This is a genomic window from Actinoplanes ianthinogenes (assembly GCF_018324205.1).
GTDB classification, from domain to species: domain Bacteria; phylum Actinomycetota; class Actinomycetes; order Mycobacteriales; family Micromonosporaceae; genus Actinoplanes; species Actinoplanes ianthinogenes.
Genome location: NZ_AP023356.1, coordinates 7220750 through 7237708, shown reverse-complemented (window position 1 = coordinate 7237708; position 16959 = coordinate 7220750). Strand labels below are relative to the sequence as shown.

10 protein-coding genes are annotated in these 16959 nt (G+C 72.6%); 4 read left to right on the top strand and 6 right to left on the bottom strand.

Translation table 11 applies throughout. The features are described 5' to 3' along the window. Nucleotides 1-5 precede the first annotated feature (5 nt). On the top strand, nucleotides 6-3779 hold the full coding sequence (locus tag Aiant_RS32815) for a P-loop domain-containing protein (RefSeq protein WP_189332828.1): 3774 nt from the start codon (nucleotides 6-8) through the stop codon (nucleotides 3777-3779). 264 nt (nucleotides 3780-4043) lie between these two features. Here the strand turns inward: Aiant_RS32815 and Aiant_RS32810 are convergent, their stop codons facing one another. Then, nucleotides 4044-5201, bottom strand: coding sequence for a PucR family transcriptional regulator (locus Aiant_RS32810; protein WP_189332827.1), 1158 nt, complete (start codon nucleotides 5199-5201; stop codon nucleotides 4044-4046). A gap of 123 nt (nucleotides 5202-5324) precedes the next feature. On the opposite strand from Aiant_RS32810, the gene Aiant_RS32805 reads away from it, so the two are divergent. The 3 genes from Aiant_RS32805 to Aiant_RS32795 all read left to right on the top strand — a co-directional run bounded on the left by Aiant_RS32805 (nucleotide 5325) and on the right by Aiant_RS32795 (nucleotide 9452). Next, nucleotides 5325-7538 (top strand): aminotransferase class III-fold pyridoxal phosphate-dependent enzyme, encoded by a 2214-nt coding sequence (locus Aiant_RS32805; protein ID WP_189332826.1) that lies wholly within the window; start codon nucleotides 5325-5327, stop codon nucleotides 7536-7538. Then, nucleotides 7539-9146, top strand: coding sequence for a xylulokinase (locus Aiant_RS32800; protein WP_189332825.1), 1608 nt, complete (start codon nucleotides 7539-7541; stop codon nucleotides 9144-9146). Nucleotides 9147-9266: 120 nt separating this feature from the next. Next, a complete protein-coding gene (locus tag Aiant_RS32795) occupies nucleotides 9267-9452 on the top strand; it encodes a hypothetical protein (protein ID WP_189332824.1) in 186 nt (61 codons plus the stop codon). Nucleotides 9453-9697: 245 nt separating this feature from the next. Here Aiant_RS32795 and Aiant_RS32790 read toward each other — a convergent pair whose 3' ends face one another. The 5 genes from Aiant_RS32790 to Aiant_RS32770 form a co-directional block, all read right to left on the bottom strand. Beyond that, nucleotides 9698-10069: a hypothetical protein gene (locus Aiant_RS32790; protein ID WP_189332823.1), complete on the bottom strand. Its 372-nt coding sequence runs from the start codon at nucleotides 10067-10069 to the stop codon at nucleotides 9698-9700. A gap of 10 nt (nucleotides 10070-10079) precedes the next feature. Next, complete coding sequence (locus Aiant_RS32785) at nucleotides 10080-11447, bottom strand: LysM peptidoglycan-binding domain-containing protein (RefSeq protein ID WP_212846569.1); 1368 nt, start codon at nucleotides 11445-11447, stop codon at nucleotides 10080-10082. Nucleotides 11448-11523: 76 nt separating this feature from the next. Next, nucleotides 11524-12993 (bottom strand): hypothetical protein, encoded by a 1470-nt coding sequence (locus Aiant_RS32780; protein WP_189332822.1) that lies wholly within the window; start codon nucleotides 12991-12993, stop codon nucleotides 11524-11526. 21 nt (nucleotides 12994-13014) lie between these two features. Continuing rightward, nucleotides 13015-13794, bottom strand: a complete 780-nt coding sequence (locus Aiant_RS32775) for a peptidoglycan-binding protein (RefSeq protein ID WP_189332821.1) — start codon at nucleotides 13792-13794, stop codon at nucleotides 13015-13017. A 66-nt stretch (nucleotides 13795-13860) separates the two neighbouring features. Continuing rightward, nucleotides 13861-16920: a DEAD/DEAH box helicase gene (locus Aiant_RS32770; protein WP_229830562.1), complete on the bottom strand. Its 3060-nt coding sequence runs from the start codon at nucleotides 16918-16920 to the stop codon at nucleotides 13861-13863. Nucleotides 16921-16959: the final 39 nt, after the last annotated feature.

Below are 16959 nucleotides of genomic sequence, written 5' to 3'. Positions count from 1 at the left end.
CGGCGGTGTCCGGACGCAGCGAGCGTGGCGGGACCGCGATCGGCCAGGTCAACGGGCCGGTCACGATCCACCAGCACGCCGGGCGCCGGGCCCGGGCCCGGTCGGCGTATACCCGCCGGATCGAGCAGAGCGTCCTGCCGCCCGAGCTGCGCGACCGGGACGCCGAACTGGCCGAGCTGGCGGCGTTCTGCCTCGCCGAGCGAGACCCGCGGTACGCCTGGTGGCAGGCCGGACCGTGGGCCGGCAAGTCGGCGCTGCTGTCGACGTTCGTGCTCCGTCCACCGGCGGAGCTGGCCGGCCGGGTCCGGCTGGTGTCGTTCTTCGTCACCGCCCGGCTGGCCGCGCAGGACACCCGGGACGCGTTCACCACCGAACTGGTCGAGCAGCTGTGCGCTCTGCTCGACGAGGACCTGCCGGTCGTGGTCGACGAGGCGGGACGGGAGTCCGCCCTGCTGGATCTGCTCGCCCGCGCGGCGTCGGAGTGCGCCCGCGACGGCGGCCGGCTGGTACTGGTGGTGGACGGACTCGACGAGGACCGCGGCGTGACGACCGGGCCGCACGCGCACAGCATCGCGGCCCTGCTGCCGTCCCGGCCACCGGCCGGAATGCGGGTGATCGTGGCGGGCCGGCCGCATCCGCCGATCCCGGACGACGTGCCGCAGTGGCATCCGTTGCGGGACCCGGGCATCGTGCGGCCGCTCGGGGACTCGCCGCACGCGTCGAGCATCCAACGGGAGAGCGAGTCCGAACTGGTCCGGCTGCTCGCCGGGAACCGTCTCGAACGCGACCTGCTCGGGCTGGTCACGGCGGCCCGCGGTGGCCTCTCGGCGGCCGACCTGCGGGAGCTGACCGAGGCCGAGCTGGTGGAGATCAAGGCGGTGCTGCACACGGTCACCGGGCGGACGTTCCGCGGGCAGGTGGCGCCGGGCTCGGCCGTGAGCGTGTACCTGCTCGGGCACGAGGAGCTGTACCAGGCGGCGGTGGATCAGCTGGGGCCGCGCCAGCTCGCCGGGTTCCGCGGACGGCTGCACGACTGGGCCGAGTCCTACCGCTCGGCGGGCTGGCCCGCGCAGACCCCGGAGTATCTGCTCGCCGGATACTCCCGGATGCTGGCCGCCGCGGGCGCCGCGGACCGGCTGACCCGGCTGGTCGTGGACACCGCGCGCCACGACCGGATGCTGGAGCTGACCGGCGGGGACACCGCGGCGCTCGCCGAGCTCGTCGGTTGCCAGGATCTGCGATCGACCCAGGACACGATTGATCTGTACGCGATGGTCCTGCTCGCCTACCGCCGGCGGCGTCTGGAGACCCGCAACGCCTGGATCCCGGTACGGCTGCCCGCGGTGTGGGAGCGGATCGGCAATCCGGCGCGGGCCGAGGCGCTCGCCCGGTCCATCACGCAGCCGGACCGGCGGGCGATGGCGCTGGCCCAGATCGCGCGGGCGGCCACCGCGAGTGGTGACCACCGGCGGGCCACCGCGATGTTCGCTGACGCCGTGGCGGTGGCGTGGCAGATCGCCGACGACTCCCGGCAGGGCCGGACCGTGCGTGACCTGGCCCGGCACGCGGTCGAGGACGGCGACGGCGACACGGCGCTGCGCCTGGGGCGGCAGCTCGGCAACCGGCACTGGCGCAGCGAGGCGCTCAAGGCGGTGGCCGAGGCGCTCCTCGAGGCCGGCGCCCTGGAACAGGCCCACGAGGTCGCCGCCGGGATCAGCGCGGTGGACCGGATCGTCGTGCTGACCGCGCTGGCCCGCGCGGCCGTCGCGGCCGGCGAGCCGCATCGGGCCCGGGCGGCGGTACGCCAGGTGGACGACCTGTTACGCGACACTCCCCTCGGCTGCGAGCTCCGCGCGGCGCTGGTCGCCCGGTTCTGCGAGGTGGTCGCCGCGGTCGGCGAGCACCAGCGAGCACACCGGATGGCCCTCGGGGTCACCGAGCCGCACTGGCGGGACCGGGCGCTGGTCGACCTGGCCGGGGCGCTGGCCGGCGCCGGCGAGCACGGGCGGGCCGACGAGATCAGCGACGCCGTCGAGAATCCGGTCCGGCGGGTCGAGGCGCTGACGGCCATGGTCCTGGCGACCGACGCCGGAGCGCACCAGCAGCGCACCCGGTCCCTGATCGAGCGCGCCGAGCGGGTGGCCCGGAGCACCACCGACCCGGCGCAGCGGCCCGAGGCGCAGGCCCGGCTCTGCCGGCTGATGGTCGCGACCGGGCAGCTCGGGCCGGCCGAGCGGCTCGCGCGGAGCATCGCCGGCCGCGGCTACCAGATCGCCATGCTGGGCGATCTCGCCGTGGCGGCGGCCCGCGCCGGCGATCACGTGACGGCCGAACGGATCGCCCGGGAACTCACCGACCCGCTTGTGGAGGGCCGGGTGACCGCCGACGTGGCCGTGGTGCTCGCCGGCAACGGCGACCACGAGCGCGCCTACCGGCTGGCCCGCGGCATCGGCGACCCCGAACGTCGGGCCGAGACCTTGACGGAGCTGGCACACACCCTGGTGAGCGGCGGGACCGCGCCGCGGGTCCACACCCCGATCGCCGGCTCCGAACGGAACACGCCGGTCGGCGGGGACGTCCCGCAGGTCCGCACCCTGCCTGCCGGCGCGCAACGGAAAACGCCCGCCGACGGAGACCTCACGCACGTCCGCACGCTGCCTGCCGGCGCGCAACGGAAAACGCCCGCCGACGGAGACCTCACGCACGTCCGCACGCTGCCTGTCGGCGCGCAGCGGGAAGCGCCGGTCGGCGGGGACCTCACGCGGGTGCGCACATTGATCGCGGGCGCCGGGCGAAGCGCCCGGACGGTCACCGACGGCGAGGCACAGCCCGCGGCGCTGATCGACCTCGCGCGGGCAGTCGACGCGGCCGGCGATCATCGGCGCGGGCGCCGGATCGCCCGGCTCATCACCGAGCCGAAGCACCGGGTCCGCGCGCTGACCGAGTTGGCCCGCGCGGCGACCGGAGCCGGTCGCCGCTGGCGTGTCCGGCTCCTGATCAGGGAGGCCCGCGGGCTCGTCCGGCACGCCACCCAGTCGGTGGAGCGGACCATCGCGCTGGCCCACGTCGCCGCGGCGATGGCCCGCACCGGGAACCACCGCCGGGCCTATCGCCTCGTCGCCGAGCCGATGGCCGGATGGCCGTGGCGTGACCTCGTGCTGGTCGAGGTCGCGCTGGCCAGGGCGCGGACCGGTGACCGCTGGGGAGCGGCGTCGGTCGTCCGGGAGATGGACGACCTCGCCGGACAACCCGGCGCCATGGCACGGGCGGCCGCCGCGCTCGCGGCCGCCGGGCGGCCGCGCGATGCCCGGGCGTTGCTCGGAGAGGCCGAGACCGCGGCCGAATACCTCAATTTCGACGGCAGCCGGGCCGAGGCGCTGGCCGCCGTGGCGCGGGCCGCCGTGGCGCTCGGCGACCGGCCGCGGGCCCGGGCCCTGAGCAGCGAGGCCGAGGCGGCGGCCCACCTCGTCGGTGATCCGGACCTGAAGGCCCGGGCGCTGGTGGAGGTCGCGGGCGCGGCCGCCGCGGTCGACGACCGGGACCGGGCTCGCCGGCTCGCACAGGGCATCGTGGTGGCGGACCGCCGGGCCGAGGCGCTGTGCGAGCTGGCCGCGACCGCCGAGCCGGCCGAGGCACGCCGGTTGCTGGCCGAGGCGCTGGTGTCGGGCCGGTGGTCGGCGCCGCTGCCGGTGCTGGGCCGGGTGGCGCCGGAGGTGGTGCTGCGTTTCGCCGAGGTGGTGCTTCACGAGGTGACGCTTCAGGAGGACGAGCCGCGGTAGACGAGCACGAGCTAGTGCCACAGGACCACGAGCCACGGCAGGCGAGCACGAGCTAGTGCCACAGGACCACGAGCCACGGCAGGCGAGCACGAGCTAGTGCCTCAGGACCACCAGCACGGCAGGCGAGCACAAGGTAGTGCCTCAGGACCACGAGCCACGGCAGGCGAGCACGAGCTAGTGCCTCAGGACCACGAGCCACGGCAGGCGAGCACGAGCTAGTGCCTCAGGACCACGAGCCACGGCAGGCGAGCACGAGCTAGTGCCTCAGGACGACGAGCCGCGGTGGGCGAGCACGAGGTGCAGCTCGAAGCGGGCCGCCGGGTCGTCGAGGGCCGGGCCGAGCAGGTCGCGCAGCCGGTTGAGGCGGTAACTGACCGTCTGCGGATGCACGTAGAGCTCGGCGGCGACGGCCGCGCGGGAACCCCAGTGCCGCAGCCAGGACTCCAGGGTGACCAGCAGCTGGTCGCGCTGGGCCGGGCGCAGGCCGGCGAGTGGCGCGAGCCGCCGGGTGGCGAGGGCGGCCAGCGCGCCGGGCTCGCCGCGCAGCGCCAGGGCGGCGAAGTGGTCCTCGACGAAGACCGGGGCCGGACCGGTTCCGATCAGTTCGGCGGCGCGTTCGGCGAGGCGGACCGCCTCCGGGACCTCGGTCCACGACAGCGCCGGGCCGACCACCGCTTCCCGGCCGTCCAGGGCCTCGGCCAGCGCCGGCCGCTCGGCGCGCGGGCCGGACCGCAGCAGCAGCACGGCGTCGCGGGCGCGCTCGGCGACCACACCGTCGGCGGCGAACCGGAACCGGGCGTCGCGGGCCTGGTCCGGCGGCAGCAGCACCGGCACGACCCGGTCCAGGGCCGGCCAGCCGATCGCGGTCACCGCCTCGCGGGCCACGTCGGCCGGCGCTCCGCCACGCAGCAGCAGGTCGGCGACCCGGCGGCGGCGCCGGTCGCCCTCGCCGGCCTGCTCGCGCAGTTGCCGGGCCAGGCCGTCGGTGCAGGCCGAGGCGAGCTCGTCGACGAACGCGCTGGTGGCGTCGGACAGGTCGATGACCTCCTCGACGGTGACCGGGCGGGACTCGGCGAGCGCCTGGGAGGCGGTGCGCAGCAGCAGCCGGGCGGCCGTGCGCAGGCCGCCGAGCAGCAGCTCCGGCCCCCGGTTCTCGCGGGCCTCGGCGGCGCCCAGGGCGACGAACACCTCCCGGATCCGCGGGGGCAGGGCCGGCTCGTCGGTGCCGGCGAGGTCGAGGAAGCGTTCGATGGCGACCTGCACGGCCGTACGCAAATCGCGGTCGAATTTTGCTCGTGAGGTCTCCGCGAGCGCGGGGTTCGCCGCGGTGACCGCGTCGGCGATGGCCGGGACCGCATCCGGCAGCCGGGGACGCATGGCGGTCGCCAGGTCGGCCGGCAGGCGCTGCCACGGGGTCGTCATCGCCGAATTTTGTCACTCGGTGATAACAACCGGGGCGCAGATTGCTGCTCGGGTCACGGTGCTTCATCACCGGAGCGGCGCGACGATGGTCCCGGCCAACGACGCACCAGGATCGGACCCGCCGTGAAACATCGACTGTCCCGTCAGCACGTGGTCGACATGTGCCGCACGATGCTCGACCGTGGATATCTGAAAGCGACCGAGGGCAACGTCTCGGTCCGGATCCCGGGCCACGAGCTGTACGCCGTCACGCCCAGCAACTACGACTACGACAAGATGCGCGTCGAGGACGTCTGCATCGTCGACTTCCAGGGCAAACACGTCCCTGACGAGGGTGGCGCGGGCGGCCTCGTGCCGTCGATCGAGTGCGGGATGCACGCGAACATCTATCGCGAGCGGCCGGACGTGAACGCGATCGTGCACACCCACCAGCCGTACGCGTCGGCGCTCGCCTTCCTGCGCAAGCCGATCCCGGCGCTCACCGACGAGCAGGTGCGGTTCCTCGGCAAGGAGGTCGCGATCATCGACTACGCGCCGTCCGGCACCGGGTTCCTCGCCAAGAACGTGCAGAAGAAGGTGGCGAGCGGGGACAACGCGTTCATCATCGCCAACCACGGCGTGGTGGCGGTGGGCACCGACCCGTCGCGCGCGGTGTTCAACATGGCGCTGCTGGAGAAGGTGTCGATCGCCTATCTGATGGCGCTGACCACCGAGGCCGGCAAGGTCTACACGATTCCGGCGGCGATCCGGGAGATCGCGTTCGGCAAGCTCAAGAAGGACGAGAAGCGGATCGCCTCGCAGATCGTCGACGCGGTCGAGCCGGTGCGGGTCCCTGACGACGAAGAGCTCCCTAGCGTTTCGGACATTCCCGAAACTTCGCCCGAAGAAGATCATGGCTACATGATCAGCGAGTACCTCGACGTCCCGGACACCATGCGGCGGCTCAAGGCCCTGGTCGCGCAGCCGGTGCGGGGACTGCGGCACGACGCGCTGCTGGACACGCTGAACTACTTCGAGACCAAGTGCCGGGCCAGCAAGGAGATCACCGAGCGGGCCAAGAAGCGCATCCCCGGCGGCGTCCAGCACAACCTGGCCTTCAACTACCCGTTCCCGCTCGCCATCGACAAGGCCGAGGGCGCGCACCTGACCGACCGGGACGGCAACGTTTACATCGACTTCCTCCAGGCCGGCGGCCCGACCATCCTGGGCAGCAACTACGGCCCGGTGAACGAGCAGGTGGCCGCGGTGATCAAGGAGAGCGGGCCGGTCACCGGCCTGTTCCACGAGTACGAGCTGAAGCTCGCCGAGATCATCAACAGGTACATGCCGCACATCGAGATGTACCGGTCGCTGGGCTCCGGCACCGAGGCCGTGATGGCGGCGGTGCGGGCGGCCCGGGCCAAGACCGGCAAGAAGATGGTGATCAAGGTCGGCGGGGCGTACCACGGCTGGTCCGACACCGTGGTCTACGGCCTGCGGGTGCCGGGCAGCTTCCGGATGAACGCCAAGGGCATCCCGTGGGGCGCCACCGGCCGCACCCGGGAGGCGTTCCCGCACGATCTGGGCACGCTCAAGCGCAAGCTGATCGAGAACCGGCTGCGCGGCGGCACCGCGGCGGTCATCGTCGAGCCGTTCGGGCCGGAGTCCGGCACCCGGCCGGTCCCGCACGACTACAACGCGGCCGTGCGCAAACTGTGCACCGAGTTCGGCGCGCTGCTGATCTTCGACGAGGTGGTCACCGGGTTCCGGACCGGGATGGGCGGCGCGGCCGGCTACTTCGGGGTCACCCCGGACCTGACCGTTTTCGGCAAGGCCGTCTCGGGCGGATACCCGATGGCCGGCGGGGTCGGCGGGCGAGCCGACATCATGAGCGTGTTCGGCTCCGGCCTGGACGGCAAGAGCGGCGCGCACATCCAGGTCGGCGGCACCCTGTCGGCGAACCCGCTGTCCTGCGCGGCCGGGTACTTCGCGATCCAGGAGATGGCCCGGACCAACGCGCCGGTGCTGGCCGGGCGGGCCGGGGACCGGCTGACCCGGGGACTCCAGCGGCTGATCGACAAGTACGGGCTGCCGTACGTGGCGTACAACCAGGGGTCGATCGTGCACCTGGAGTGCAGCGGCGTGATGCTGCTGGACATGCGCAGCCCGATCAAGCTGCTCAAGGAGAACAAGGCGCGCAAGACGCTGATGGAGCAGATGGGTGCGGCGTACGCGGCGCACGGCATCATCACCCTGGCCGGCTCCCGGATGTACACCTCGCTGGCCGACACCGACGAGGTCATCGACGACGCGCTCGCCCGGTTCGATCAGGTCTTCGCGCAGGTCGAGGGGGTCTAGATGGCGATCGCGCCGCAGGTGCTGGCGATCGACCTGGGCACCTCCGGGATGAAGGCGGCCCTGGTCGCCGCGGACGGCACGGTGACCGGCTGGGCGGAGCGCCCGGTGCCGCTGCGGGTGCTGCCCGGCGGCGGCGCCGAGCAGGACCCGGTCGCCTGGTGGGACGCCCTGGCCGAGGTGGTCGCCGAACTCGGCCGGGAACACCCGGAGCACCTGCGCGCGGTCACCACGATCTGCTCGTCGACCCAGGGTGAGGGCACGATCGCGGTGGACGCCGCCGGGGAGCCACTCACCCCGTGCATCAGCTGGCTGGACATGCGCGGGGCGCCGCACCTGCGTCGCCAGTTCGGCGGCTTCCCGGCGTACGCCGGCATCTCGATCTTCAAAATCGCTCGGTGGCTGCGTCTGACCGGCGGGATGCCGTCGGTCACCGGCAAGGATCCGGCGGCGCACATGCTGCTGGTGCGCGACGAGATGCCCGACGTGTACGCGCGAACCAAGACGTTCCTCAACGTCCTGGACTGGATCAACCTGAAGCTCACCGGCCGCACCGTGGCCACCGTCGACTCGATCCTCACCTCGTGGGTCACCGACAACCGCAGAGCCGGGAACATCCGGTACGCGCCGTCGCTGGTCGCCGCCAGCGGGATCGACCGGGACAAGTTCCCGCCGATCGTCACGTGCACCGAGGTGATCGGCACGCTAGCCCCCAGCGCCGCCGATCACCTCGGCCTCCCCGCCTCGATCCGGGTGGTGGCGGGTGCGATCGACAACACCGCGGCCGCGATCGGGGCGGGCACGGTCCGGGACAACGAGCCGCACCTGTACCTCGGCACGTCGTCCTGGATCGCGGCGCACGTGCCGGCCAAGAAGACCGACGTGGGCAGCGGGATCGCGTCGATCCCGTGCGCGCTGCCGGACCGCTACCTGATGACCGCGCTGCAGGCCACCGCCGGCGCGAACCTGACCTGGCTGCGCGACAAGATCGTCGAGTACGACGACCCGCTGCTCGCGGCCGGGCACATCAGCCGGGACGAGGGCACCATCTTCGACGCCTTCGACAAGATCATTCCGAGCGTGCCGGCCGGGGCGGACGGGGTGCTCTACATGCCCTGGCTGTACGGCGAGCGGGCGCCGGTCGACGACCCGAACCTGCGCGCCGGGTTCCTCAACATCTCATTGGAGACCACCCGGTCGGACCTGCTGCGGGCGGTGTTCGAGGGTGTCGCGCTGAACACGCGGTGGATGGCGAAGGCGGTGGACCGGTTCCTCGGGGCGCCGGTGTCGTCGATGGTGATCACGGGCGGGGCGGCACGGTCGAGTTCGTGGTGCCAGATCTTCGCGGACGTGCTGGGCATCGAGATCCGGCGGGACGCGAACCCGGTCCAGGTCAACGCGCGGGGCGCCGGGTGGATCGGCGCGGTCGGCGCCGGGATGATCAGCTTCTCGGACATCTCGGATCTGGCGCGCAACAACTCGATCTTCGAGCCCGGCCCGGATCAGGCGTTGTACAGCGACATCTACGACATCTACACGCGCTTGCACAAGCAACTGGCGCCGGTCTACAAGCAACTGCATCGCACCGCACCCTCAGGTGGGCCGGCCTGACAGCACCTCCGGCACCCTGCATCGCTGTTCGATCCAGTCACGGGTGACCGGGCAGATCCAGCCCACTAGGTGAAGCGCGGTCTGCCGTAGATCCGCGATCGGACGGTTGAACATCGGCTCATGGTGGGCAATGCGGTTGCGCGCCTCGTGCAACTGCTGCACGGCGGTGAAGACCGTCGCGCGGCGCTGGCGGCGAAAGGCCTGGTGAAGGCAGTCAGCGCATCGTGCACGGCATTCCGCAGCCGGACCTCGACATGGCCGATCGTCGCTCCCAGCGCCGCGGAGACCTCCGCGTTCCAGCGATAGAGCTGGAGGGCGGCCCCCAAGTCGCCGCCGCATGCCGCCCGGTAGGGAGCGAGGCGCTCAACGGACAGACCCCGCTCCACCACTTCAGGATGACCCGGCTGCACCGCCGTTCACCTGTCAACGCCGTGAGACCGCCGGACCATGCTAGGGTCGCCGTGAAGACCCCGGTCCGCCTCTACCCTTCGGGGATATGCCGCCGGGGTTTTGTCTTGTCCACAACTCGCCGCCCCATAGCCGTACAGCGGTCAGACCGTCGGGCGGTGAGCGCGGGTCTCCTGCCAGTACTCGCAGAGCCAGGCGCCGGAGCGGTTGACGTACACCCGGACCAGCTGCACCTCGTCGTCGCCGAGGTCCTTCCACGCGCAGGTGGTGGTGACCACGCCGAGGGAGTTGCGCAGCCAGCCGTGCGCGGCGGTGATCTCGACCGGGTGACCGGGCGCCGCCGTCAGCTCGTCGACCAGTTCGTCGGCGCTCTGCGGGGCGGTACCGGCGTCCCACGAGCGGCGGAGGAAGCCGAGGCTCACCGCCGCCCGCAGGCCGTCCGCCCAGCCGTCCGGCTTGGCCAGCAGGCCGGTCAGGCGGCGGTCGAGGTCGATGAGGTCGTCGACGTCGTACACGTGCGCCCCCTCACGGGATGATCAGGCGCTGCCCGACCTTGATCTTGTTGGCGTCGGCGATGTGATTGGCGTCGGCGATCTTCTTCCACTTCTTGCCGTCGCCGTACATCATCCGGGCGATGCTCCACAGGGTGTCGCCCTTGACCACGGTGTACTGCTTCTTCGGGGCGGGCGCCGGGGTGGCCGGCGGCTCGTCGTTCGGCGGCAGGGCGGGCAGCTGCTGGAACTGCCAGCCGCTGATCTGGAGGCCGGAGGCGGACAGCACACCGTTGGTGATCTTCTCGGAGACCGCGAACGGCCCGAAGTTGGTCGCGGTGGCGGACGCCTCGATGTCCTGCGCCGACCAGTTCGACGTGATCTTGAGGTTGCGGATGGCCAGCATCCCGGTCGGCAGCCAGCTCAGCGCGCCCAGCGCGCCGGACTGCGAGATGCTGCCCTTGCCGGCCCCGGGCACGTCCCAGGTGGCGTCGATCAGGAACGGCCAGAACAGCCAGGGCCGGTCGATGCGGACCAGGCAGGCGTCGAACGAGACGGTGGTCTGCGAGCTGGTGGTGGCCGGCTGGACCGGCGCGGCCTCCAGCAGCCGGCGTTTCGCCAGGATCCGGTCGCCGACCGGCACCTTGATCAGGTCGCTGGGCGGCGGCTTGAGGATCGGCTTCAGCAGACCGCCCGGGAGGGGCGTGAGCTGCGGGGCCAGCGCCGGCTCACCGCGCTGGATCCGGGCGGCCCGGCGCAGCATGTCCGAGGCGGGCAGCTTGCGCACCTCGTCGACGGGCAACTGGACCGCCTTGCTGATCTGGGCGTCGTCCGGGGCCATCCGCCAGTGGAGCGTCTGCGCTGCCGGCGCCTGGTCGGAGCCGGCGATGGTGAACGTGCGCGGCTGCCAGCCGGTGGTGCTGCGCGAGTCGTACCAGTTGATCGGCGCCGGGGTGCACGGCCGGAACTCGCGGATCTGCCCGGTGACCGACGCCAGGCCCTGCGTCTCCCAGAGCTTGAGCGCCTCCGCCTTGAGCGTGTCGAAGGCCGAGATGCGGCGCTCCTTCGCCGGTCCCGGCAGGGTGGCCGGCAGGTACGGCTCGGCCGGGTTGACCAGCCGGAAGAAGTACGAGGTGTCCACGTCGATCTCGGAGAACGTGACGTCGTCGTCCCCGTCGTCCACCCCGACCGGCACCCGGTTGACCAGGTCGGAGAACCGCTCGATCGCCATCTCCGGGGAGAACCCCAGTTCCGGATGACCGGGCAGCATGAAGTCCTCGTCGGTCAGGGTGACCCCGAACCGGTCGAAGCGGAACACCACCGACGCCCCCGGTGGGGTGCCGAACTCGGTTTTGATCCAGTCCTGCACCGGTTTGAGCAGTGATTGGGTGAGCAGGCCCACGACGATGTCCTTCCGGAGATCGGCGACAAAGGGGACCGGGCCGCGAGCGGAGATCGCCCCGCGGCCCGGTGATCGGTCATTGCATGAACTCCGACGAGTCGTGCGCCGGCGAGGCCGGCAGGATCTCCGAGACGTAGCCGATCACCTGGATACCGGGGCTCTTCAGCCGCTCGCCGGTGTCGTCGGCCACGAAGTCGCTCTGCTGGCTGCGGTGCTCGTAGGAGCCGCCGATGGCGAAGCAGGCGTAGCCGACCGACGCGCCCGCCGAGATGGCCGACGACTGGGTCTGCCAGTCCTGCTTCCAGTTCTTCCAGCCGATCTCGAAGTCCTTCACCACGATCAGGCTGGTCACGATCGACGGCAGGAACACCTCCTGCCCGGCCTGCGGCAGCTCCTGGGCCATGGTGCCCTTCGAGATGGCGTTCTTCTGGTAGTCGCCGAACAGGAACCAGTTCTTCAGGAACAGCAGCGACGTGTCGATGCCGACCCGGCTCACGTCGACCACCGAGTACTTGAACCGGATGTCGAGGTTGTCGGTCTGCACGTTGAGCGAGGTCTGGCTCTTGTCGCTGCCGAAGTGGCCGCCGACGCTCCACAGTCCCAGGTTCAGCCCGCCGGACGCCTTGATCGAGGTGCTCGACGACTTGTAGTGGCTCTCGGTGTGGAAGTCGGTGCTGCTGTAGTCGTTCCAGCCGGAGTCGTCGGTGGCGTCGTACCAGGACTCCGGGCTCATCACGGTCCACGGGATGTTGCCGATGCTCGGGAAATTGAGCAGGCTGTTCTCCCAGCGGCGCTTGCAGCGGGCGATCAGCGCGATGGCCGGGTCGGTGCCCTGCGCGGCCAGCGTGGCCAGCGCCTTCTCCACCTCGCTCTTGGCGCCGAAGCCCTGCCACTCGTCGAAGGCCGAGTCCACGTCGTCCTGGAACAGCTTGCCCTCGTTGGGGAACCGGCCCAGCTTCTTCGGGTCGGTCAGCGCGGCGCTGTACGCCCGGTTGTACGCCTTCACCGCGGTCCGGTACTTGTCCCGGTAGTCCAGGTACTTCTGGTACTTCGGGGTCGGGTTGTCGTCGGCGTCCATCAGGAACGCGCGGGCCTTGTCGTACGCGGCCTTGATCTCCGGTTTGAGATCGGTCTTCGGCGGGATGCCGTTGGCGCCCGTCATGATCGCCCACCAGGTGTCGGAGAGCCGGCTGGAGCCCGGCATCACCTGGTAGGTGTTGCTCATCCGCAGCTTGCGATCGGTGAGCAGGAACGTGTTGATGTAGTTGCGCTGAGCCCGGCTGATGCCCTGCAACTCGGCGTCGGTGTCGGCCTGCTCGCTGGCGGTGGTGTCGGCGTTCGCCGGGTCGGCCGGCGGCTTCTCGGCGACCGGCTTGTTCAGGTTGACGCCGATCGGGCTCCACGGCTTCTCGTAGTCCTCGGTGCGGATCGGCAGGCCGACGTTGCGGAACGCCACGAAGTAGCCCTCCTGCATCGCCTGGGTCTGCGGATCGACCCCGACGGCCTTCATCTCCAGGTCTCTCAGGATCTTGAAGACGTCCGGCATGGCCCCTCCTTAGGGGACGAATCAGATGAGGATGAAGTCCTTGTCGTCGTACGACCGGGTCCGCGCGCAGACCTCGTATCCCTCGCGCTGCCCGGCGTCGTTGGTGTTGCCCTCGATCGTGTCGAAGGTGGTGTCGTGCACCTCGGTGACGACACCGGTGTGCGTCCAGTCGCCGGGCACCCGGCGGACCAGGAAGATGCTGCCCGGGGTGAGCTTGCCGGCCGCCTCGCCGCCGGCCAGGAACACACCGGCGTGGGTGGCCTGCGCGGCGAGGGTGTCGCAGGAGACCGACCCGGTGATCGGCTTGCCGACCTGGAGGGACTGCGCGGCCTGGTCGAGCAGGAAGGTGACGAACCCGGCGCACCAGGCGAACGCCTCACCCTCCCGGCCGCTCATGTAGAGGCGCACCCAGGGGCCGCTGTTCGGTCCGCCGACCTCCCGGGGGTGCGGCTCGAGGTGGGCCCTGGCGTACTCGACGACCGCCTCGGCGAGCGGGACGGACCGGTTGACCCGCTGTTTGAGCACGCCGACCATGGGCGCCACCAGCGCGTCGAAGGTCCGCTGGTCGACGGTGCCGGTGGCGGCCAGGCCGGCGTCGGACTGGAAGGCGGTGACCGCCCGGGCGGTCGCCGGGCCGAAGATCCCGTCGACGACCACGCCGTGGTCGTGCAGGGTCAGCCACTCCTGGACGCGACGGGCCGCGGTCCCCCGGGCGCCGTTCGCGACCGGGCCGGCGAACTCGATCTCGGCCCGGATGAAGCTGGACAGCGTGCTGGTGTTCTGCGTGAAGATGGTCGCCATCTCGTCCTCCCCGGACAGATGTGCGGAGCGCCGGTGGGCGCGGCGGATGGTGTGCCCGAACGGGCGTCAGGTGCGGGGTGCGCGCCGGGCGCGAACGGCTCGCGGCGCCTTCACCGACATCGTGCCGCTGCCCGGCGTCCCGCTGAACCCCATGTCCCAGATCCGACCGGCCGCCACCTCGGCGATCTCCAGGGCGGCCCGGCGCGGATCACCCTGCCAGCGGCTCGGGAACGCGTCGAGCAGATGCCAGCCCGCGCGGTGCAGAGCGCCCTGCCGTTCCAGGTGCGCGGCCGGGCCGTCCGGGTGCACGCCGCAGAACACGCCGACCGCGCCGACGCACAGGTCCAGGGTCCACGGGCCGACGGTGTACCCCGGCTGCGCCGGGACGCCGAGGCGGTCCAGCTCGGCGGCGAGCTCCGCGGCCCAGCCGGTCGGCTCGGGGCCGGGCTCGGCGGGGCGCGGGCCCTCGGCGTATGCCAAGTAGTCCCCGAGAAGGCCGGCCGGGGCGGTCAGCGAGGTGAGCACGACCAGGCGCCGGCGGGCCCGGGTGATCATCACGGTGAACAACTGCGCCTCGGTGACGAACCGCCGCCGGCTCGGTGAGTCGCCGTCGACCAGGCCCAGCGACACCACCACCGCGTCGGCCTCGCTGCCCTGGAACGCGTGCACCGTGCCGACGCGCAGCCGCAGCTCCTCGATCCGCTCCGCCGGCAACGCCGCGACCAGCGCCGCCTCCAGCGCCTCGGCCTGCGCCCGGAACGGACTGATCACCCCGATCCCCCGGTGCCCGGCCGCGGCCAGCTGCTCGACCGTCTCCAGGGCGGCCGCCACCTCGGCCCGGTTGACGCCCTTGACCAGCTCCGCCCCCGGCACGTGCCGCACGTCGATGGCGTCGGTCGCGTCGGCGAGCGGGGTGCGCGTCATGATCGACACCCGGCCGCCGTAGAAGCGCCGCGCCGGGAACTCGATCAGGTGCGGCACGCTGCGGTGATGCTCGGCCAGCCAGGTGACCGGGGCGGCCGCCGCGGCCAGGTCGTAACCGCTGACCCGGCGCACGTCGAGCCGCTCGTCCGCGCCGTGCCGCTCCAGGACCTGGGTGACGTCCACGTCGCTGACGAACGACACGAACCGCAACTGCCGCGGATCACCCACGACCAGCGCACGCCGGGCGCGGGCCAGCACCGGCGCGGCCCGGATCTGGTCCACGTGCGACGCCTCGTCGATCACCACCAGGTCGAACAGCCCCGGCTCGGGCGGCAGCAGATCCTCGACGTCGGCGACCGTGCCGATCCACAGCGGCAGCGCGCGGACCAGCGGGGCGGCGGCCATCCGGGCGAGCAGCTCCCGGCGCCGGTTGCGGCCCGCGCGCAGGGCCGCGGCCAGGGCGCCGGCCGCGCGCCGGGCGTCGGAGTCCCAGCGTTCCGCGCTGCGGGCGGCGTCGCGCATCGCCCGGCCGGCGGCCTCGCGCAGGTCGTTCTCGGCGTCGTGCAGGGCGGACCAGGCGGCGGCCAGGTCGGTGCCACCGGTCGCGGCGAGCCGGGCCGCGGCCCGCTGCGCGGTCGCCGCGGCGAGCGCTTCCCGCACGGTCTCCCCGGGTCCGGATTCACCCGCTTCCCGTACGCCGTGAGCGCGGTCACGTGTTCCCCCGCGTGCGCGGGCCGCCCCGGGTGCGCCTTCGTCCGTTCTCAGGAGCCGGAACGCCTTGCGCCGCGCCACTCGCGCCCGGCGCCGGGACCACCATCCGGCACCCGGCTCGACCGCCAGCAGCGCCCGCACCTCGTCGAGATCCACGGCGTCGTCGAAGGCGCCCGGGACGTCGACGGCGAGCCGGGGCAGCAGCGGCTGGTAGGCCGGGAGGGCGGCGGCGTGCTGCTCCAGCTCCAGCGCCTGGATCAGGGCGGTGCGCTTCTCGCGTACCGAAGCAGCCGCGGCCCGAACCCGAGCGCGACCGGAACGGATCAGCGATGCCTCGACCCCTTGATCGGTGCCGGCGGTCAGCTCGGCCACCAGGTCCGCGCGGCCGCTCGCGTCGCCGAACAGCACCGGCGGCGGGCCCGGATAACGGGCCAGCAGGCCGGCGAGCACCTCGGCGGCGTGCGGCGACTGGGTCGCGACCAGCACCGAACCGCCCCGGTCGACGACCTCGAGAGCGGCCGCGACGACGGTGTGGCTCTTGCCGCTGCCGGGCGGCCCGGAGACGACCGTGACCGGTGCCGATCGGGCCCGCCGGACCACCTGTTGCTGCGGTCCGGTCAACGGCAGCGGCGAGATCACCGGGTCCGCGTCGGCGTGCGGCGCGGCGGTCTCGCTGCGGGAATCACCGGCATTCGACGCCCGGGATGCGGTCCGCGAGCCGCCGGCTGGTGATGCCCAGGCTCCGGGTCGCGGGCCGCCGGCTGGTGAGGCCCAGGGTCCGGTCCGCGGGCCGCCGGCTGGTGATGCCCAGGGTCCGGGTCGCGGGCCGCCGGCTGGTGATGTCTCGGTGCCCGGGTCGCTGTAGACGGCGGCGAGGGCGGTGGCGGACAGGTCGCGGCCGGCCCAGCTGCGCAGGCTGTCGGCGAGGCCGACGCCGAAGACGTCGCGGATCACGAACAGGGCCGGGGCGGCGATGAGGACGAGGCCCTCGGCCGGGATCTTCTGCCCCGGTCCGACGATCGCGCTGACGGTGAAGCCGGTGGCGTCGGCGACCGATTGCAACCATGCCCGGCTGCCGAGCGCCTCCAGCCAGCCGGGTGCGGCCAGGCCGGGTGCGTCCTCCAGCGCGGCGGCCAGCTCACGGTCCGCGACCAGCGGGGTCACCTCGACGTCGCCGGCCGGGACGACCTTGTAGGCGAGCAGCGAGCGTTCCAGATGCACCGGCTGGCTGAGCAGCGGCACCCGGATCTTGCGCGGCTTCCCGTCGATCTCGGCGCGGCCGGCCAGGAACCCCCAGCCCCGGTGCAGGATCCGCTCCTCCCGGTGCAGCGCGTCGAGCGCGGCGAGCCGCTCGACGGCCGCCTGACGAGGCGCCTTCTCCGCGCTCTCCAGCCAGACCAGCGGCTGCGACCCGCGGGTCACGTCCAGGGTCCGCTCCCCCGCGGCCGGCGCCAGCTCGGCCAGCACGGCGAGCACGGTCGGCGGCAGCATCGCGTGCGAGATTACCGCCCGCCGTCACGCCCGGTTAAG